8 protein-coding genes are annotated in these 17,249 nt (G+C 67.3%); 3 read left to right on the forward strand and 5 right to left on the reverse strand.

The window, feature by feature from the left end; all coding sequences use genetic code 11:
- Positions 1–139: 139 nt before the first annotated feature.
- Positions 140–1,084: a replication initiator protein A gene (locus CRT60_RS14685; RefSeq protein ID WP_098737169.1), complete on the reverse strand. Its 945-nt coding sequence runs from the start codon at positions 1,082–1,084 to the stop codon at positions 140–142.
- Positions 1,085–2,199: 1,115 nt separating this feature from the next.
- Here CRT60_RS14685 and CRT60_RS14690 point away from each other — a divergent pair.
- The 3 genes from CRT60_RS14690 to CRT60_RS14700 all read left to right on the forward strand — a co-directional run bounded on the left by CRT60_RS14690 (position 2,200) and on the right by CRT60_RS14700 (position 7,408).
- Positions 2,200–3,018, forward strand: a complete 819-nt coding sequence (locus CRT60_RS14690) for a MarR family transcriptional regulator (protein WP_098737170.1) — start codon at positions 2,200–2,202, stop codon at positions 3,016–3,018.
- 557 nt (positions 3,019–3,575) lie between these two features.
- Complete coding sequence (locus CRT60_RS37065) at positions 3,576–6,254, forward strand: tetratricopeptide repeat protein (RefSeq protein ID WP_280177224.1); 2,679 nt, start codon at positions 3,576–3,578, stop codon at positions 6,252–6,254.
- Entirely contained in the window at positions 6,254–7,408 is a 1,155-nt protein-coding gene (locus tag CRT60_RS14700; RefSeq protein WP_098737172.1) for a glycosyltransferase family 9 protein, read from the forward strand. The genes CRT60_RS37065 and CRT60_RS14700 overlap by 1 nt, the downstream gene beginning before the upstream one ends.
- Positions 7,409–7,788: 380 nt before the next feature.
- On the opposite strand, the gene CRT60_RS14705 is transcribed toward CRT60_RS14700, so the two are convergent.
- The 4 genes from CRT60_RS14705 to CRT60_RS14720 form a co-directional block, all read right to left on the reverse strand.
- Entirely contained in the window at positions 7,789–12,636 is a 4,848-nt protein-coding gene (locus CRT60_RS14705) for an NAD-glutamate dehydrogenase (RefSeq protein WP_098737173.1), read from the reverse strand.
- A gap of 416 nt (positions 12,637–13,052) precedes the next feature.
- Positions 13,053–13,952 (reverse strand): LysR family transcriptional regulator, encoded by a 900-nt coding sequence (locus CRT60_RS14710; protein WP_098737174.1) that lies wholly within the window; start codon positions 13,950–13,952, stop codon positions 13,053–13,055.
- Positions 13,953–14,411: 459 nt separating this feature from the next.
- Positions 14,412–15,401: a helix-turn-helix domain-containing protein gene (locus CRT60_RS14715; RefSeq protein ID WP_098737175.1), complete on the reverse strand. Its 990-nt coding sequence runs from the start codon at positions 15,399–15,401 to the stop codon at positions 14,412–14,414.
- A 228-nt stretch (positions 15,402–15,629) separates the two neighbouring features.
- Positions 15,630–17,024 (reverse strand): amidase family protein, encoded by a 1,395-nt coding sequence (locus CRT60_RS14720; protein WP_204561923.1) that lies wholly within the window; start codon positions 17,022–17,024, stop codon positions 15,630–15,632.
- Between the last annotated feature and the right edge of the window lie 225 nt (positions 17,025–17,249).

The following is a 17,249-nucleotide window of genomic DNA, read 5'->3' on the forward strand; positions in this document are numbered from 1 at the left end:
GCGACTCCGGCAACGGGTGTCTACCGAAGGGGGAGGGTGTTTGCGATTAGGCCCTCTCCCGGGGCTCTCAGCGGATCTTCGATCCGCCTGACGCCATCGGCACAAACTTCGTTTGTGCGAGAGGCGGGAGAGGGAAATTTCAAACCGTCTCGTCGTACTCCACCTTGGGAACGTCGATCCAGTTCTCCGGCTGGCCCTGGCTCTTCTTCCAGAACAGCACCGGCAGTTCGGCGTTCAGCACGCGGCCCAGAACGGCGCCGCGCGCCTTCATCGTCTCCTTGTATTCCGCCGTCTCGACGATGCGGACGCCATAGCCGGGGATGCGGTCGGCAGCCAGCACGGGATTGAGCGCGTTCTTGAACTTGCGCAGGTCGTTGTCGGAGCCGACGCGCTTGCGCAGCGGCTCCAGCGCCATCCAGAAGGCGTGGCCGCGGGCGAGGTGGGCGCGCGCGATCTCGTACAGGCGCTTCTCCACCGGCTTCAGCGCGAAATACTGGTCGTCGTAGCTCAGCAGATTGTGGCCCAGCGCCGCGCGGGTGACCCAGCCCGACAGCGTCAGCTTCAGCCCGCGCACCGCCCGCTCGCCGTCCTTCTTGCGCTGGTAGAGCAGCTTGTAGTCGGAAATCCACGAGAAGGCGCCGCTCTCGCCCTCGCCGCCGGTTTCCAGGTTGGTCTTGATCTGCGTGCCCTGGAGCCGTTCCAGCGCCCCTTCGATCTTGTCGTAGGCGCTGCCGCCGGCGGTCTTGCCGACGATGCGCTGGAGGTCGCTGGTGGTGAAGTGCAGCTCGCCCAGCTTGGAGCCCTTGCCGGAGTCCATCTTCTCGCGCAGGAGCGAGATGGCGTAGAGCAGCACCGCCTTGTCCCAGATCGTCGCAACGCCGACGTTCTTCGGCGCCCGCACCTCGATCCGCACCTTGCCGTCATCGTAGGTCGGCAGCGATTCCGCCTTGTCCTTCGACAGGCCGAACAGGCTGTAGACCATCATGTGGCGGTCGTTCTGCACGTCGCCGGTCAGCGGTGAATCGAGCCGCAGAGCCAATTGCAGCGGCCGGTCGAGCAGCTCGGCGTTGATGGTCTGGGTCATGCGATCTCTCCGCTGGTCCCGGGCGGCCTCAAGTGGGTTGAACCCATAATCCACAAGCCTGCCGCCCGGTTCCACACTGCCGGGCCAAACGTCGCCGTTCTGCCGAAAGATTCCCGCGGCCGGGGCCGAATGCCCGGTCGAATGTCGCCGTTATGCCAGTTTTTGCGGCCGAGGACGGTCGGACAGGCGCCGGATGCGGAATCGGCGGGGGAGGGGGCCGCTCCGGCCGGCCAACGGTGGCGGCAACGTCTGCGTTCTGCCGTGCCGGCGGGGGACGGGGCAGGGGAGTCTCAAGTCAACATGTTGATTTTCTTGGGTTATTGTATGGCTTGGAAGCCCCGGATCGGGCGGGAAGGCCCCCGGGGAGGGCATCGACTGGCAGAACGGCGACGTTCGGACGATCCGCCTTAGGGCCGATTCCCGTCCGATTCTACGCCGATTCCATAGCGGGGAGGGGAGAGGTGGGGTGGAATCCGCTCCATCATTCGGCAGAACGGCGACGTTCGACGGGACCATCCCGTCCGCCCAAGCCGCCGATGGCCAAGAATCTTTCGGCACAACGGCGACGTTTGGAGCCGAATCTTTCGGCACAACGGCGACACTTCGACCCGGACGGCCGGAGGAGCGGTGCGGCAAGTGCTTGATTCCTCCGCAAGAATCCAGCCCGGTGTCCGCGAAATGCCGTCCAAGGGCGATTCTTCCAAGACCGTGGACAGACGCGCAACGCCACGTACACATTTCAAAAAACGGGCGAAAACCGCCCTTATGCCGTCGTCGTGCGCCCATGCCAGCTCCTGGCCGGCGCCACGCCGGTGTGAGGGGCGGCATGAACCCGGGCAAATTGGCTCCAGGCAACGCGACGAGGGCATCTTGACGGAGAGCATCATGACGTAACGGAGGACCGACCTCCGAAAACACAAAAGGCCCGGATTGCTCCGGGCCCTTCGTGTCGGACGGAGGAGACCGAGGGAAACCCGGGCACCCCACATCTGGCGGTTTGGCGACTCCATGATGGCAGGGCAGGCCCGCAAAGCCAAGCGGATTCAGTGCGAATCCGTTGACGCTCTTCCTTTGTCTTCACCCGTCCGCCGATCGACCGACAGACGGGTGATGCAATGAAGCCATACATCGACATGTACAGGCGCTGGATTGCCGTGCCCGGCATCCAGGCCGCCGACATCGCGGTGTTGTCCGCGCTCTACGCCCATGCCGACCGCGACGGTGTCTGCACCGCCACGCAAGGGGAGCTGGCCGAGGAGCTTGGGCAGAGCCGCGCCTGGTTCAACGCCGTGCTGAAGGGCCTGCAGGAGAAAGCCGCGCAGGACGCTCCTTCGGAGTCCGCGGCGGCGCTGGTCTGCGCCAAGCCGCGGCGGGGCCTGCGCGGATTCGCCTATCAGCTGGCGGGGATGGAGGGTGTCACCGCCGGCATGTCCTGTCAGCCGGCTGACAGCAGCGGTTCGCCGGCCGGCATCTCCATAGACTCCCAGAATCCTGATTCCTCCTCCTCCCTCCAGGGCGGGGGGATGGGTCGGCAGGACGAGGCTTTGCCGGCCGACTGGCAGCCCGATGCCGCCGATCTGGCCTGGGCAGCGCTGGAGCGTCCGGAGGTCGACGCCGGCCGGGTGACGGCGAAGTTCGTGTCCTGGTGCCGCAAGGCCCACCGCCGCAACGGCTACCGCCCGCCGGATCCGGGGGCCGCATGGCGCCGCTGGATCGCCCGGGAGCTGGTGGCGCCAGCCGAACAACCCCCCGCCCAGTCCCCCGCTCAGCCATTTGTCCAGTCCTCCGCCCCTCAACTCCGCCGGGAGCCCCGCAATGACCGCCGCACCGAACTCCGAGGCAGTGCCCTGCGTGCCGGCCCTGCGTCCGATGCCGCCGGGCGCAACCGCGAAACCCTCGCAGCCTTGCGGCTTCGCTTCGCTGGCCAGGCTTGATGCCGCGGATCTGCGGTTCGAAACCCAGGATCTGGCGCCCGACGAGATCGGGGCGCTCGCCGACCGGGTCGAGCGTGCCATCGGCACGCTGACCCCGCCGATCGGCATCGAGAATGTGCTGATCGGGCTGGAGAAGCTGGCCGACCGCTTCGCGCTGGAACTGCCCGACGCCGATCTGCTGGAGGCCGACGTGCGGGCGATGGCGGACTGGCCGGCCGACCGCTGGATGGCGGCCTTCGATGCGGTGTGGTCGGCTTTCCGCAGCGGCTGGAGCCGCTTTCCGACGCTGGGCGACTTCCGCGAGGCGCTGGGCGCCCTGCCGCCGGCGGTGGAAAGCCGCGCCGCCGACGATCTGCGGCGGCTGGCGGCCCGGCTGCGCCAGGAACAGCAGCTGCGCGCCCGCACCGAGGAGCAGCGCCGCCGCACCCGCGCCCGCGAAGCCACACTGGCGGACCGGCAGCGCGACCTTGGGCTTCGGCGCGCAACCGAACTCCTGCTTGTCCGGGGGCCGGGCGACCAGCATTATCCGCCGGACCATCAGAGAGTGCCGACAGCGGATGAAACCGAACCAGCGCCCGCCGCATCGCCCGACCGGGACCGCCGACGCACAGGCGCTGCTGGCCCGTGCCGTCAACCATCATCAGACCGGGCAGCTGGCCGAGGCGGCGACGCTCTACGAACAGGTGCTGAAGCGGCTGCCGAAGCAGGCGGACGCGCTGCACCTGTCGGGGCTGATCAAGGCGCAGACCGGTGCTGTGACGGAGGGGATCGAGCGGATCCGGCAGGCGGTGAAGGCCGACCCGCGCCAGCCGCTCTTCCATGCCAATCTGGGCCGGCTGCTGGAGGCGGCGGAACAGTGGGAGGATGCGGCGACGGCCTTCCGCTCGGCGGGCCGTCTGGCACCGCTCGACCCGTCGCTGCCGCGGATGGAGGCGGCGGCCTGGACAAAGCTGGCCCGGCAGGATGCGGCGGCGCCGCCGCTGTTGCGGGCGATGGCGCTGGAGCCGGCGGATGCCGGGACCGCGGCGGATCTGGGCGACGCTCTCTACGACTGCGGGCGCTTCCTGCCGGCCGCGGACTGGTACGGGCGGGCGGCGGCGCTGGAGCCGCACCGGGTGCTGGCGGCCTTCAACCGGGGAGCGGCCCTGCGCGACGCCGGCCGGATCGCCGGGGCGGCGGCGGCCTTCCGGGCGCTGGCGGGACGGGCGCCGGAGATGGTGGAGCCGCTGGAGCACTCCATGCAGCTCTCCCAGCAGCTGGGCGACGGCGCAGGCGCCGGGACGGCGGCCCGCCGGCTGCTGGCGCTGGTGCCGGCGCAGGCAGCGGCGGTCCGCAGCCTGGGCAGTGCGGAGACCGGGCCGGCGCAGGATCCGGTCTGGCTGGCACGGCTGGCGCGGCTGGAGCCGCTGGCCGACGATGCGGTGCTGGCGCTGGCCGGCAGGCTCTATGGCCGGCGGCGGATTGCGGCGGCGGAGCGGGCATACCGCCACGCGCTGGCGTTGAGGCCGGACTCCGGCCTTGCGCTGTCGGGGCTGGGACTGGCCCGGGCGACGCTGGGGATGGCGGGTGCCGTGCCGGCGGTGCTGCGTGCGGTGCGGGTGGCGCCCGGCGACGCGGCGCTCGCCGCCAATGCCGGATCCGCCTTCCAGCTGGCCTTGCAGCCGGAGGCGGCGCTGTCCTGGCACCGGCGGGCGCTGGCGCTGACGCCCGACGATGTGGCGGCCTGGGTCAACATCGGCACCCTGCTGCTGGAGGCCAACGCGGCGGAGGAGGCGATCCCGCCACTCGACCGCGCCGGACGGCTCGGCGACATCACGCGGGACATGGACCAGCTGGCGCTCGCCAACTCCAATCTCGGGGTCGCCCGGATGGCGCTGGGGCTGCATGGGGAGGCGGTGGCGGCCTTCCGCGCGGCGCTCGACCGGACGCCGGACGATGCGGCGATCCGCTCCAACATGCTGTTCTGCCTGTGCTTCGACGACCGGGCCGATCCGGTCGAGGTCTTCCGCGAGCATCGCGCCTTCGAACGCCATCTGCCGGCGGTCCCGGCCGCTCCCCATGCGGTGGAGAGCCGCGATCCGGAGCGGCGTTTGCGCATCGGCTACCTGTCGCCGGATTTCCAGCGCTATCCGGGGCCGGGCTATCACTTCCTGCTGCCGCTGATCGAGGGGCACGACCGCGGGAGGGTTGAGGTCACCTGCTATCACAACGACCGCAACCGGGATGCCACCACCGACCGCTTCCAGGCGGCGGCCGACCGCTGGCGCGACGTGGCGGTGCTGACCGACGAGGAACTCGACCGGCGGATCCGGGAGGACCGCATCGACATCCTGGTCGATGCCGGCGGCCACATGTCGCGCAACCGCATGCCGCTGATGGCGCGCCGTCCGGCGCCGGTGCAGGTCAGCCTGCCGCTCTATCCCAACACCACCGGGCTTGGCGCCGTCGACTACCAGATCGCCGACGCCCGCGTCGCTCCGCCGGGGGCGGACGCGCTGCATGCGGAGAAGCTGATCCGGCTGCCGGGCTGCGTTCTGTGCTACCGCCCGGCGGACTCCGCCTTCGCGCCGCCGATCCTGCCGCCGGTGGAGCGCAACGGCCACATCACCTTCGGGTCCTTCAACAACATCACCAAGGTGAACGCTGCCACCATCGCGCTGTGGGCGCGGCTGCTGGCGCTGGTGCCGACGGCGACGCTGGTGCTGAAATGGCGGGGCTTGGGCAGCGGCGGCGGTGCCGACCGGCGCCTGCTGGCCGCCTTCGCCGGGCATGGCATCGGATTGGGGCGGCTGGAGCTGCGCGGCATCACCCCGGATCCCTATCAGGACTACGTCACCATCGACGTGGCGCTGGACCCCGTCTTTGCCAATGGCGGAACGACGATCTGCGACGCGCTGTGGATGGGCGTGCCGGTGCTGAACCGGACCGGGCCGACCAAGATCGGCCATTGGGGGGCGACCCTGCTCGACGCCGTCGGGATGGCGGCGCTGGTGACGCGCGACGACGAGGCCTATCTGGCGCAGGGTGTCCGGCTGGCGACCGACCGCGCCTTCCTCGACGCGCAGCGGGAGAGTTTGCGCGAGCGGATGCGGCGGTCGGCCCTGATGGACGAGCCCGGCTATGCCCGCGCGGTGGAGGCCGGCTACCGCACCGCGTGGCGCCGCTGGTGTGCCGGGCTGGCTCCCGTCGCTTTCGATGTGGCGGCCTTCGACGTTGTGGACGGGGAGGGGCGGTGATGAGCGTCTGCGATCTGGCGGCCGTCCGCAGCATCCTGGTCGTCAAGCTGGACGAGGCCGGCGACTTCGTGATGGCGACCCCCTTCCTGCGGGCCTTGCGCACCGCCGCCCCGCAGGCGCGCATCCTGCTGGCGGTGCGCGAGGTGGTGGCGGATCTGGCCCTGACCTGCCGCTGGGTCGACGGGGTGGTGGCGCCGCGGCCGAAGGAGGGCGGCGGCATCGACTTCCGCGGCATCACCCCCGGTGGGCTGGCAGGGTTCGCCGAGTGCTACCGCGCCGGCTTCGATCTGGCGCTGGTGCCGCGCTACGACTTCGACCGCCATGGCGCGACGACGCTGGCCGCCAACAGCCGGGCAAAGCTGGTCGCCGGTTTCTCCGAGCGGGTCACGCCATGGAAGGCCGACGGCAACCAGGGCTTCGACCGTGCCTATGGGCTGGCGCTGGTCCCGCCGCCGGGGCGGCACGAGGTGGAACAGAACGCCGCCCTGCTGGAGGCGCTCGGCGCGGGGGCGGAGTTGGCGGCTCTGGGGCCGCTGGAACTGACGCTGATGGCGGAGGACAGGGCGGAGGCGCGGCGGTTGCTGCTCTGGTCCGGGGACGGCCCGCTGGATGGCCGCCCGCTGATCGCGGTGGCACCGGGGGCGGCCAGTCCGCGCCGCGACTATCCAGCCGACCGGCTGGCCGCGGTGGTCTCCGCCGTCGCCGGTGCGCTCGATGCGCGGGTCGCCGTGCTGGGCACGGCGGCGGAGCGTCATGCTGCGGCAGTGCTCGCGGCGGCATTGCCGGGACGGACCATCGACCTGACCGGGGCCACGCCGCTGCGGGTTGCCGCCGCGGTGATGGCGGAGGCGGCGCTGGCGATTACCATGGATTCAGCGCCCGCCCATCTGGCGGCAGCAGCCGGGGTGCCGGTGGCGGTGTTCTCCTGCCATCCCCTGGGCGGCGATCCCAACCACTATCATGCGCCGGAGCGCTTCCGGCCCTGGACCGGCGGACGGGAGGAGCGGGCGCTGGTGTTGCGGCCCGAGGCGGCGGTGCCGCCCTGTACTGTGTCTTGTCTGGCGGCGGAAGCGCATTGCATCGCCGCCATCGATCCGATGGACGCCGCGCGGCGCATTCTGGATTTGGTGGCCGCGACCGGGGCGGCGGGGTAGGGGTGCTCCCTCTCCCGCCCCGGGAGAGGGAAGGGGCCCGCCGCATAGCGGTGGGAAGGGTGAGGGGTTATCCTAAAAGCCGTGCGGTTCGGGATTCTCGGGCTTCCCCTCACCCTCCCCACTTCGTGGGTCCCCTCCCTCTCCCGGGGCGGGAGAGGGCGATGACGGTTGTATTGCCTGCCGGCCCACAAATCGTAAAAGTTGCTTTCGAAAAAGAAAGTGGGCGGATCCACGGGGTGCGTGGATCCGCCCGAGGCGAGGAGACTGAAAGCCGGCGCCCGAACGTGCCTGTAAAGGCACCGGCACTCCGGATGGCCCAGCTGCGCAGGACAGTGCAGCCAAGCCATCCGAACCGAGCGTCTCCTATTCCTGTGATACGGTTACCCGGCGATCAGGCCGCGCAGCTGCCGATTTGCGACAGCCAGCATGGCGAGATCGACCGCCGGCTGGGCGCGCAGTTCGGCCAGAAGCTGTTCGACCCGCTCGACCACCAGACTGCGGCTGGCGATCCAGCCATCGACCGCCGCGGCCTCGTCGCCCTCGCTTTCCAGCACGCGCACGGTCAAGGCACTCTGGTGGGCGAACAGGTCGTCGACGATGGCGGCGACCGCCTGACGCTGCCAGTGGTTGTCGACCTTGGCGCCGGCGGCGCGGTCGCGCAGCCATTCCAGGCCGAAGCGGCGGCCCAGCCCGAAATAGACCGAGGCGACGCCTTCCACCGCGCGGCCGGTGCGCTCGGCGATGCGCACCAGATCGGGGGCGGCGGCGAGAACCGGCAAGGCGGCGATCCGGCGGGCCAGATCCTCCGGCACGCCCTGGGCCATCGCATCGGCGATGCGGGTGGCGAGGCGCGAGGATTCCTCGGCGTCGAGGAAACGGTCCAGCCCGGCGGCCAGAGCCTCCACCCCCGGACGGAAGGCGGCGGACTCGCGGCCGAGATCCAGCGGATGCGGGCTGTGGGCCAGGAACCAGGCCACCGCGCGGTCCAGCAGCTGGATGGTCTCCAGCATCAGCGCCGTCTGCAAGGCCGCCGGCACGACGGTGTCGAGCGCGTCGATGGCGTCCCACAGCGGGCGAAGCTGGAACACGTCCCGGGCAATGGCATAGGCGCGGGCGACATCCGCCGGGCCGAGGCCGGTCTTCTCCACCATGTCGCGGACGAAGGTGGGGCCGACGCGGTTGACCAGGCTGTTGGTGACGGCGGTGGCGATGATCTCGCGGCGCAGGCGGTGGCGCGAGATCGCCTCGCCCTGGCCGTCCCGCAGCGGCTGCGGGAAGTAGCGCAGCAGATCCTCGACCGTCGCCGGATCGTCCGGCAGCTCCGAGGCCAGCAGGTCGTCGTACAGCGTGATCTTGGCGTAGGCCAGCAGCACCGCCAGCTCCGGCCGGGTCAGGCCGCGCCGCTCGGCCATCCGCTGGGCCAGCTCCTCGTCGGTCGGCAGATACTCGATGGCGCGGTTCAGCCGGCCGTTGCGCTCCAGGTTGCGGATGAAGCGCAGCTGCGCCTCCAGCAGGCCGGCCCCTTGCGCCTCGGCGATGGTCAGGGCCTGGGTCTGGCGGTAGTTGTCGGCCAGCACCAGCCCCGCCACCTCGTCGGTCATGGCGGCCAGCAGGGTGTCGCGCTGCTTCAGCGTCATGTCGCCGCGCGCCATGACGTCGCCCAGCAGGATCTTGATGTTCACCTCATGGTCGGAGGTGTCGACGCCGGCCGAATTGTCGATGGCGTCGGTGTTCAGGCGCACGCCCTTGCCGTCGCGGCCCTTCTGCGCCGCCTCGATGCGGCCGCGCTGGGTGACGCCCAGGTTGGCGCCTTCGCCGACCACCTTGGCGCGGATCTGGCCGCCGTCGATGCGGAGCGCGTCGTTGGCCTTGTCGCCGGCCTCGGCGTTGGTCTCGGTCGCGGCCTTGATGTAGGTGCCGATGCCGCCGAACCACAGCAGGTCGACCTCGGCGGTGAGCAGGCGGCGCATCAGCTCGACCGGCGACAGGTGGGCCTGCTCGATGCCGAAGCGGGCGCGGACCTCCGCCGTCAGCTCCACCGTCTTGGCGCTGCGCTCGACGATCATGGCGCCCGTCGACAGCTTGGAGCGGTCGTAGTCGGCCCAGGAGGAGCGGGGCAGGGCGAACAGCCGGTTGCGTTCCTCCCAGCTGGCCGCGGCGTCGGGATCGGGGTCGAGGAAGATGTGGCGGTGGTCGAAGGCGGCCAGCAGGCGGATGTGCTTCGATAGCAGCATGCCGTTGCCGAACACGTCGCCCGACATGTCGCCGACGCCGACCACGGTGAAGTCGGTGGTCTGGATGTCGGTGCCCATCTCGCGGAAATGGCGCTTGACCGATTCCCAGGCGCCCCGCGCGGTGATGCCCATCACCTTGTGGTCGTAGCCGGCCGAGCCGCCCGAGGCGAAGGCGTCGCCCAGCCAGAAGCCGTGGTCGATGGAGACGCCGTTGGCGATGTCGGAGAAGGTGGCCGTGCCCTTGTCGGCGGCGACCACCAGATAGGGATCGTCGGCGTCATGGCGCACGACGTCCTTCGCCGGCACCACCGCGCCGTCGGCGGCGAAATTGTCGGTGATGTCGAGCAGGCCGCGCATCAGAATCTTGTAGCACTCGATGCCTTCGGCCAGAGCGGCTTCACGGCCGGCGCTCGGGGGTGGGGGACGCTTGACGACGAAGCCGCCCTTGGATCCCACCGGCACGATGACGGTGTTCTTCACCATCTGCGCCTTCATCAGCCCGAGGATCTCGGTGCGGAAATCCTCGCGGCGGTCGGACCAGCGGATGCCGCCGCGGGCGACCTTGCCGCCGCGCAGATGGACGCCTTCCATCCGCGGGCTGTAGACGAAGACCTCCACCCACGGGCGGGGCAGCGGCAGCTCCTCGATGGAGCCGCTGTCCAGCTTGAAGGACAGATGCGGTTTCGGCGCGCCGTCCGGCCCGGTCTGGTAGGCGTTGGTGCGGAGCGTGGCGCGGATCAGGTTGACGAAGCGGCGCAGGATGCGGTCGTCGTCCAGATTGGTGACGGCGTCCAGCGCGGTCTCGATCTGCTCCAGGATCGGCGCTTCATCGACAAGGTTCTTGGGATCGAAGCGCGCGGCGAACAGGCGGGACAGCAGGCGGGCGGTCTGCGGGTGCGCTGCCAGCGTCGTCTCGATGGTGTCCTGGGCGTAGGCGAAGCGGGCCTGCTTCAGGTACTTGGCGTAGGCGCGCAGGATCGTGACCTCGCGCCCGGCCAGACCGGCGCGCAGGACCAGACGGTTGAAGCCGTCATCCTCCATCCGGCCGTCCCAGATGTCGGCGAAGGCGTCCTGGAAGGTCTGCTTGACCTTGACGCAGTCGACCGGCATCCCGTTCTGGGTGCGGGCGGAGAAGTCGTGGATCCAGACCGATTGAGCCGGCGCGACGCCGCCGGCCGGGCGGACCTCGTAGGGCTGTTCGGTGATCACCTTCAGGTCCATGTGCTCCAGCATCGGCAGCACATCGGACAGCGGCACCGGCCGGCCCTGGTGGTAGATCTTGACGTGCAGCTCGTCGCCGTCGGCCTCCAGCGGGTGGAACAGCACGATGCCGAGCCGCTGCTCGGTCAGCGCCCGTTCGATGCGGTCGATGTCGTGGACCGCGGTTTCCGCCGGGAAGGTCTCGCGGTAGCCGGCCGGGAAGGCGTCGGCGTAGCGGCGCAGGCGGGCGTTGCCGGTCTCCTCGCCATGGGCCTCGACCAGCGCATCGCGCAGGCGGTCGGCCCAGCTGCGGGAAACCTGGACCAGCCGGGCCTCGATCTCGCCGATGTCGACGGGGGGAAGCTTGCCCGGCTCCGTCTTCACCATCAGGTGCAGGCGGGCGAGCGCGCTGTCCGACAGCTGGGTGAAGGTGGAGGTGCAGGTGCCGTGGAAGGCGGATTCCAGAACCGACTGGATCTTGCGGCGCAGCACGGTGTCGTAGCGGTCGCGTGGCACGAAGACCAGGGCGGAGACGAAGCGTTCGAACGGGTCGCGGCGGACGAACAGGGCGAGGCGCTGGCGTTCCTGCAGATAGAGGATGCCGACCGCCGTCTCGAACAGCTCCTCCGACGGGGTCTGGAACAGCTCGTCGCGCGGGTAGGTCTCAAGGATGTTCAGCAGCGCCTTGCCGTCATGGCCCGACGGGTCGAAGCCGGCGCGGCCCATGACGCGGGCGACCTTGCGGCGCAGGAACGGGATCTCGCGCGGGCTGCGGTTGTAGGCGACCGAGGTGAACAGCCCGACCGCCAGCGTGACGCCGACCACCTTGCCCTGGTCGTCGAAGCGCTTGACCAGGATGGCGTCGAGCGGGACCGAGCGGTGCACGGTGGCCTGCCGGGTGCCCTTGGTGACCAGAAGCGCGCGCGGCTGGTGCAGGAAGGCGCGGATTTCCTCCGGCAGCACGGCGGCATGGCCGTGCTCGTCGAACACGGTGATCTCCGGCGCGCGCAGCACGCCGAGGCCGCTGCCCTCGACCAGCTCCAGCCACGGTTCCTGGGGCTCCTGGCCGGCGCCGCCGATGGTGGCGGTGTAGAGGCGGCTGCCCAGCAGGGTCATGTTGCCGTCGTCGATCCAGCTCAGGAAGTCGGCGGCCTCCTGCGATTCCTCGGCGTCGGGGGCATGGGCGATGTCGTCGCGGGCGGCGCGCACACGCTCGCGCATCGGCGCCCAGTCCTCGACCGCGGCGCGGACGTCGGCCAGCACCCGCTCGATCCCTTCGCGCAGGCGGGCCTGGGCGGCCGGGTCCGACAGCGGGTCGATGGAGCAGTGCATGAAGGATTCGTCATGCGCGCCGTCCGCCTCTTCGCCGGGCTCCAGCAGTTCGACGATGCGGCCGTCGGCGTCGCGCACCACGCGGGTGACGGGATGGATGACGAGGTGGACGGTGACGCCCTGCCGGTTCAGCTCCGCCGTGACGGAATCGACCAGGAAGGGCATGTCGTCGTTGACGATCTCCACCACCGAGCGTTCGGCCTGCCACCCGTGCTCGTCAAGGCGCGGCGCGTAGACGCGCACCTTGGCGGTGCCTGCGTTGCGCTGCTGGCCCCACTGCCACATGGCAAGGGCAGCACCGTAAAGCTGTTCCGGGGTGCCGCGCAGCAGGTCGTCGGGGGGCACGTTGGCGTAGAAGCGCTTCACGAAGCGCTCCGCCCGCGCGTTCGGAACCCGGCTGCGCACCAGTTCGGCCAGTTGCTGCCGCAAGTCGCCTGCCAGATCCTTCGTCGCCGTACGCATGATGGTGGTTGTCTCCTCTCGGGTTTTTCGGGCGTGTTTGCTTTGGGCGCGTTTTTCTTTTGATTGGTAGTACCACCCCCCCAGAGACTTTTCGACGGCAAATAAACGGCAGGATTTCTGACCAAGCGGCGATTCGCACCCCTTTGGGGGTATTTGCCCAAAGATTCGGACAACCCAGTCACATCTTCGCCGAATTTATCCATAGCGCATTCACATCCCCGCCATCGCCCCTCCCTCGCCGATGCTGCGGCAAAGGCGCACAGCGCCCATCCGCCGCATCCGGGGGTGGGCGGATCGGTGCGCTGGGAGGGGGGAGGCCGACTCGATTCGGCGGGAGGGGGGCGGAACCGGCAAACCGGCGGAAATTCAGGAAAACCACCGGCAAAACAGGTAAGTTATACTGCCCTAATGGCGTTTCAGATCGGTGCCGGGGCGTTTTCGGACAAGCTATCGACAAGCCGGCGGGCGTGGGCGGAAAGATCGGCAAAATTCCGGGCGCACAGCACCAGCAGGCGGGGCGCCCAGGGGTCGCTCAGCGGCATGACCCGCAGGCCGCCGCTGTCGAGCGCCCGCAGCGCCGCGGTTTCCGGCACGATGCCGACCCCGACCCCGCGTTCGACCAGCCGGCACAGCGCCACCGGCCCGCGCACCCGCACGCGGTAGGACAGGCTGCGGCCGGCGCGGGTGGCATGGCCGTTCAGATAGTCCTGCAGGGCGCTGCCGGCGCTGAGGCCGACGAAGGGTTCGTCCAGCAGGTCGGCGAAGGAAATCCGGTCGTGCCCGGCCAGCCGGTGCGCCAGCGGCAGCACGGCGACCAGCCGGTCGCTGCGGAAGGGGCGGGTTTCCAGCCCGCCGAGATCGACCATGTCGGCGACCACGCCGAGGTCGGCCAGCCCGGCGGCCACCGCCTCGACGATGGCGTGGCTCGGCCGTTCCTCCAGATCGATGTCGATGCTGGGATTGTCGGCGAGGAAGCCGGCGAGCGCATCGGGCAGGAATTCATTGATCGCCGCGGTGTTGGACAGCAGCCGGACATGGCCCTTCAGCCCCTTGGCGTATTCCGCGAGCTCGCCGCGCATCCGCTCCAGCTGGTGCAGGACGAGGCGGGCATGGTGGACCACCGCGCGCCCGGCCGGGGTGGGGCGGACGCCGCGGCGGAAACGCTCCAGCAACGGGATGCCGAGCGCCTCCTCCATCCCGCGCACCCGCGCGCTGGCCGACGCGAGCGCCATGGCGCTGCGCTCTGCCCCGGCGGTGATGCTGCCGGTCTCCACGATGTGCAGGAACAGCCGCAGATCGGTCAGGTCGAAGCGCATGGCGGGTCTGGATGGAACCATAAAACCTTACGAGAGCACCCATATAACGCACTCGCTGGAACCATAAAATGGTTTGCTACAACCGACATTAAGGAAAGGCGTGAGAGCTGCTAATGGCTTGTGAATATGAAAGGTTCTGCGTGAAAATCGTGTGGAACAGGTTGATATTCGAGGTGCTGTGTTGAGTTTTGATCCCCTACAGATCTCGCGAAATAGGACCCATTCAGCGGCACCTCCAGGAGCAGGGCGGCGTGATCCACCGGAGGGACCACAGCCATGAGCGCCTCAATAGGAGGTTTAACCTCTCGGCGATTTTGACGCTGCCACCTTGAGTCGGCTCACCTATCCCATTCGCAATTCCGAACAAAGCCACCGGCTGCCTGCAGGCGTCCTCTTGGTCTCGATCAAGTTAATGTGACGATGCCCTAAATCCCGATGCCAGCATCTGGAATTTCATCCTCAGCATTTTGATCTATATTGAGTGGGAGAGACACCGACAGTTTTTTTGAATGCCCGCGCAAGGTTTGCGCCAGAGGAGAAACCGGTCGACAGCGCTATATCGTCAATGGTCATATATGGATCTTTTAGAAGCGTTTTCGCTTTAGCGATCCGAACCTCGGAGATGTATCGGAATGGCGACGCACCGGTCGCTGTTTTAAAGGCCCGGCAAAAATGAAATACACTGAGACAGGCGATTTTGGCCAAATCGTCCAGGGAAATGTCAGTTTCCAAATTTTCCTGGATAAACTCCACCACCCGGCTGAGGCGGCAACGATCCAATCCCCTGCCTGAATAAGCATCGAAATAAGATTGTGACAAACCACGCTGATCATTGCGCGTGTAACGCTGCATAAGGCGAGCCGCCAAGCCGACCCCGAACGACTCCAAAAGCATTTGAGTTACTTTTTCGCTTCTCTCCTCCTGCATCAACTCTTCCGCGACCGCAAAGCCGATGCTCTGAATTAGGGGATCGCTGATCCCGCCTTTGTACAACAGGCACGCGATATGCGTCCCATCGCCGACGGATTGCAAGGCGCCGAACAGATCCGTCGGCAGATAAAAATGAAGCAACTTGAGGGGACCGGCCTCGATGTGGAGATACCGTACCTCCACACCGGCGGGGCAAATGCTGGCTGAGCCGACCTGAGAAAGATATTTCTGTTCGGCACCGTCGGCGCGCCTGCGAAAGTTCGCGCTCCCGGAAACGTTAATCACAATCTCCGTAACAGGTTGCACAAAAGAAATGCAGTTAAGGTGATTGTGTTGATAAATCTCGGCACATACGGAATTGACATCTCCAGACTTGGATGACGCCTTGATAAGCTCGCTGCCTCCTTTGATATATTTACTGCCAGCGACCGAGCCGATAATCGGGTCGTCTTGCGGCATCATGCCAAATTTCAGCGGATAACTTGGACGTGAGGCTGCCACTGAAGATGCTGCGGACATTCATTTCTCCTGACGTTACCACGCTGGAAACCGGTGCGACCCTGCTGTCCACTCACAAAAAGGATCCAAGCGATTTCATATTCCCCGGCAGCAGCTCGGATGTGCCCACGGTCTCCGCTCTCCCCGACAGATGGCCTTGCCGCGCCAGCCGATCATCGGCCTGAGTAGCTTGACACGCTATGGAAAATTGTTGGGAAGATCGTGTAATATTTTTCTACCAGCGTCCACTCAGCTGTGATTGTGGCGAATGAAGTCGAAGGATTGCCCTCCTCGAATTACCGCCTCAATTCGGTTGGCCAGAGCCAGCAGCGCATGATCACTTCCAGGCCCGCCGGACAAAAGAAAACCGGTTGGTATACCGTTATCGTCAAATCCATTTGGGATGGAAATACCGCACCAGTCGAGAAAACTGCCGATGAGTGTATTCCTTAGAACAAGCATATTGGTGGTGGCGAACAGGTGATCGTCGAGTTCCAGGGGTCCAAGAAGAGGTGCTGCGATTGCAACGGTCGGGTATGCGACGAATGTCGTGCCGTCGAACAGGTCCGCCATTGCATCAATCAAGTCCAGCCGGGCTTGCCTGACGATTGCCTCCGATGCTGCGCTCATATGGCTGCCGAGGAGCATCCGCGTCCGCACCCGAGGGTCCATGCGCTCGGCGTCGGGGGAAGCGAGCCGGCTTCTATGCAGCTCAAAGGCTTCCTTGACCACGAGCGCACCATGCCGTGACGCGACCGAAAGCACCTCGTCGAGGACCGGCAAACGGCGGTGCTCAATTCCGACACCGAAATCTTCCAATCTGCGAACAGCTTCCTCAAAGTTTCTGGCCACATCGGCGTCGACGCTTTCCCAGACCGCATTGGTCGGCACGACCAAACGGATTCGACCGTCGGTGTGGGGCAAGACCTCGGACGGGGAAAGCCCACATGCGGCCGCATCGACGACCACCGCGTCAGCGACCGTGCGCGTCAAAACACCCGCGGTATCCAGCGTGCGGGACAATGGAAATGCCCCTTCCAACGGCCATCGCCCCCCTGACGGCTTGAAGCCGACGACGCCATTGAACGCGGCGGGAATTCTGACGGAACCGCTCGTGTCCGTCCCAATCGCGATGGGAACCAGCCCAAGCGCGACCGCGACCGCCGAGCCGGACGACGATCCGCCGGGAATGCGGTCCTCGCCATGACTCCATGGGTTCCTGGGTGTCCCGAAATGCGGGTTCAATCCCAGTCCTGAAAATGCGAATTCCGTCATGTTCAGTTTTCCGGTCGTGACCGCACCACAGGCCGCGATCCGACGCACCAATTCCGCATCACGAAGGGCAGGGCCATCGTCCAACACCGAAGAGCCTGCGCGAGTAACCTCTCCCTGAACATCGAAGAGATCCTTCCAGGCCACGGGAACGCCGTCTAGCATGCTGAGCGGCCGGCCCTCCACGTAGCGCCTCGACGCTGCCGCAGCTTCCATTTCTGCTCTCGCAACAGTCCGTTGAGTGAATACAGCCGGGTCACCCGATGCAATGCGGCGCAGCGTTGCATGCAGCAGATGGGACGGTGTCACCGCTCCCGTGGTCAGCAATTTTCCCAGCTCCAGGGCTGACTTTCCAAAAAGGAAATCGCGCACCCTCACTCCTCCCTCTTTCAGCGAAACCGGCGAGAGTATCGACCTCCAGGCGACCCAATCACGGCCGTAACTGAAATGTCAACCGCAGCCGAAATGCTCTAGAGGATTGTATAAGTTTCAATATAATTCTTCCTAGGGATGTTGACGTTCGGTGATATGGACGGAGAATCGTGTGGCTGAATTCTGCTAATCTATTGAACTGATGTGATAAAGGCGATCCCGTGC

Source organism: Azospirillum palustre, assembly GCF_002573965.1.
In the GTDB taxonomy this organism is placed as follows: domain Bacteria; phylum Pseudomonadota; class Alphaproteobacteria; order Azospirillales; family Azospirillaceae; genus Azospirillum; species Azospirillum palustre.

Excerpts from the sequence above, each read along its gene's own strand:
- CRT60_RS14700 (WP_098737172.1), top strand. The coding sequence starts at position 6,254 with ATGAGCGTCTGCGATCTGGCGGCCGTCCGCAGCATCCTGGTCGTCAAG.
- CRT60_RS37065 (WP_280177224.1), top strand. The coding sequence starts at position 3,576 with ATGAAACCGAACCAGCGCCCGCCGCATCGCCCGACCGGGACCGCCGAC.
- CRT60_RS14710 (WP_098737174.1), bottom strand. The coding sequence starts at position 13,952 with ATGCGCTTCGACCTGACCGATCTGCGGCTGTTCCTGCACATCGTGGAG.
- CRT60_RS14715 (WP_098737175.1), bottom strand. The coding sequence starts at position 15,401 with ATGTCCGCAGCATCTTCAGTGGCAGCCTCACGTCCAAGTTATCCGCTG.
- CRT60_RS14690 (WP_098737170.1), top strand. The coding sequence starts at position 2,200 with ATGAAGCCATACATCGACATGTACAGGCGCTGGATTGCCGTGCCCGGC.
- CRT60_RS14705 (WP_098737173.1), bottom strand. The coding sequence starts at position 12,636 with ATGCGTACGGCGACGAAGGATCTGGCAGGCGACTTGCGGCAGCAACTG.
- CRT60_RS14685 (WP_098737169.1), bottom strand. The coding sequence starts at position 1,084 with ATGACCCAGACCATCAACGCCGAGCTGCTCGACCGGCCGCTGCAATTG.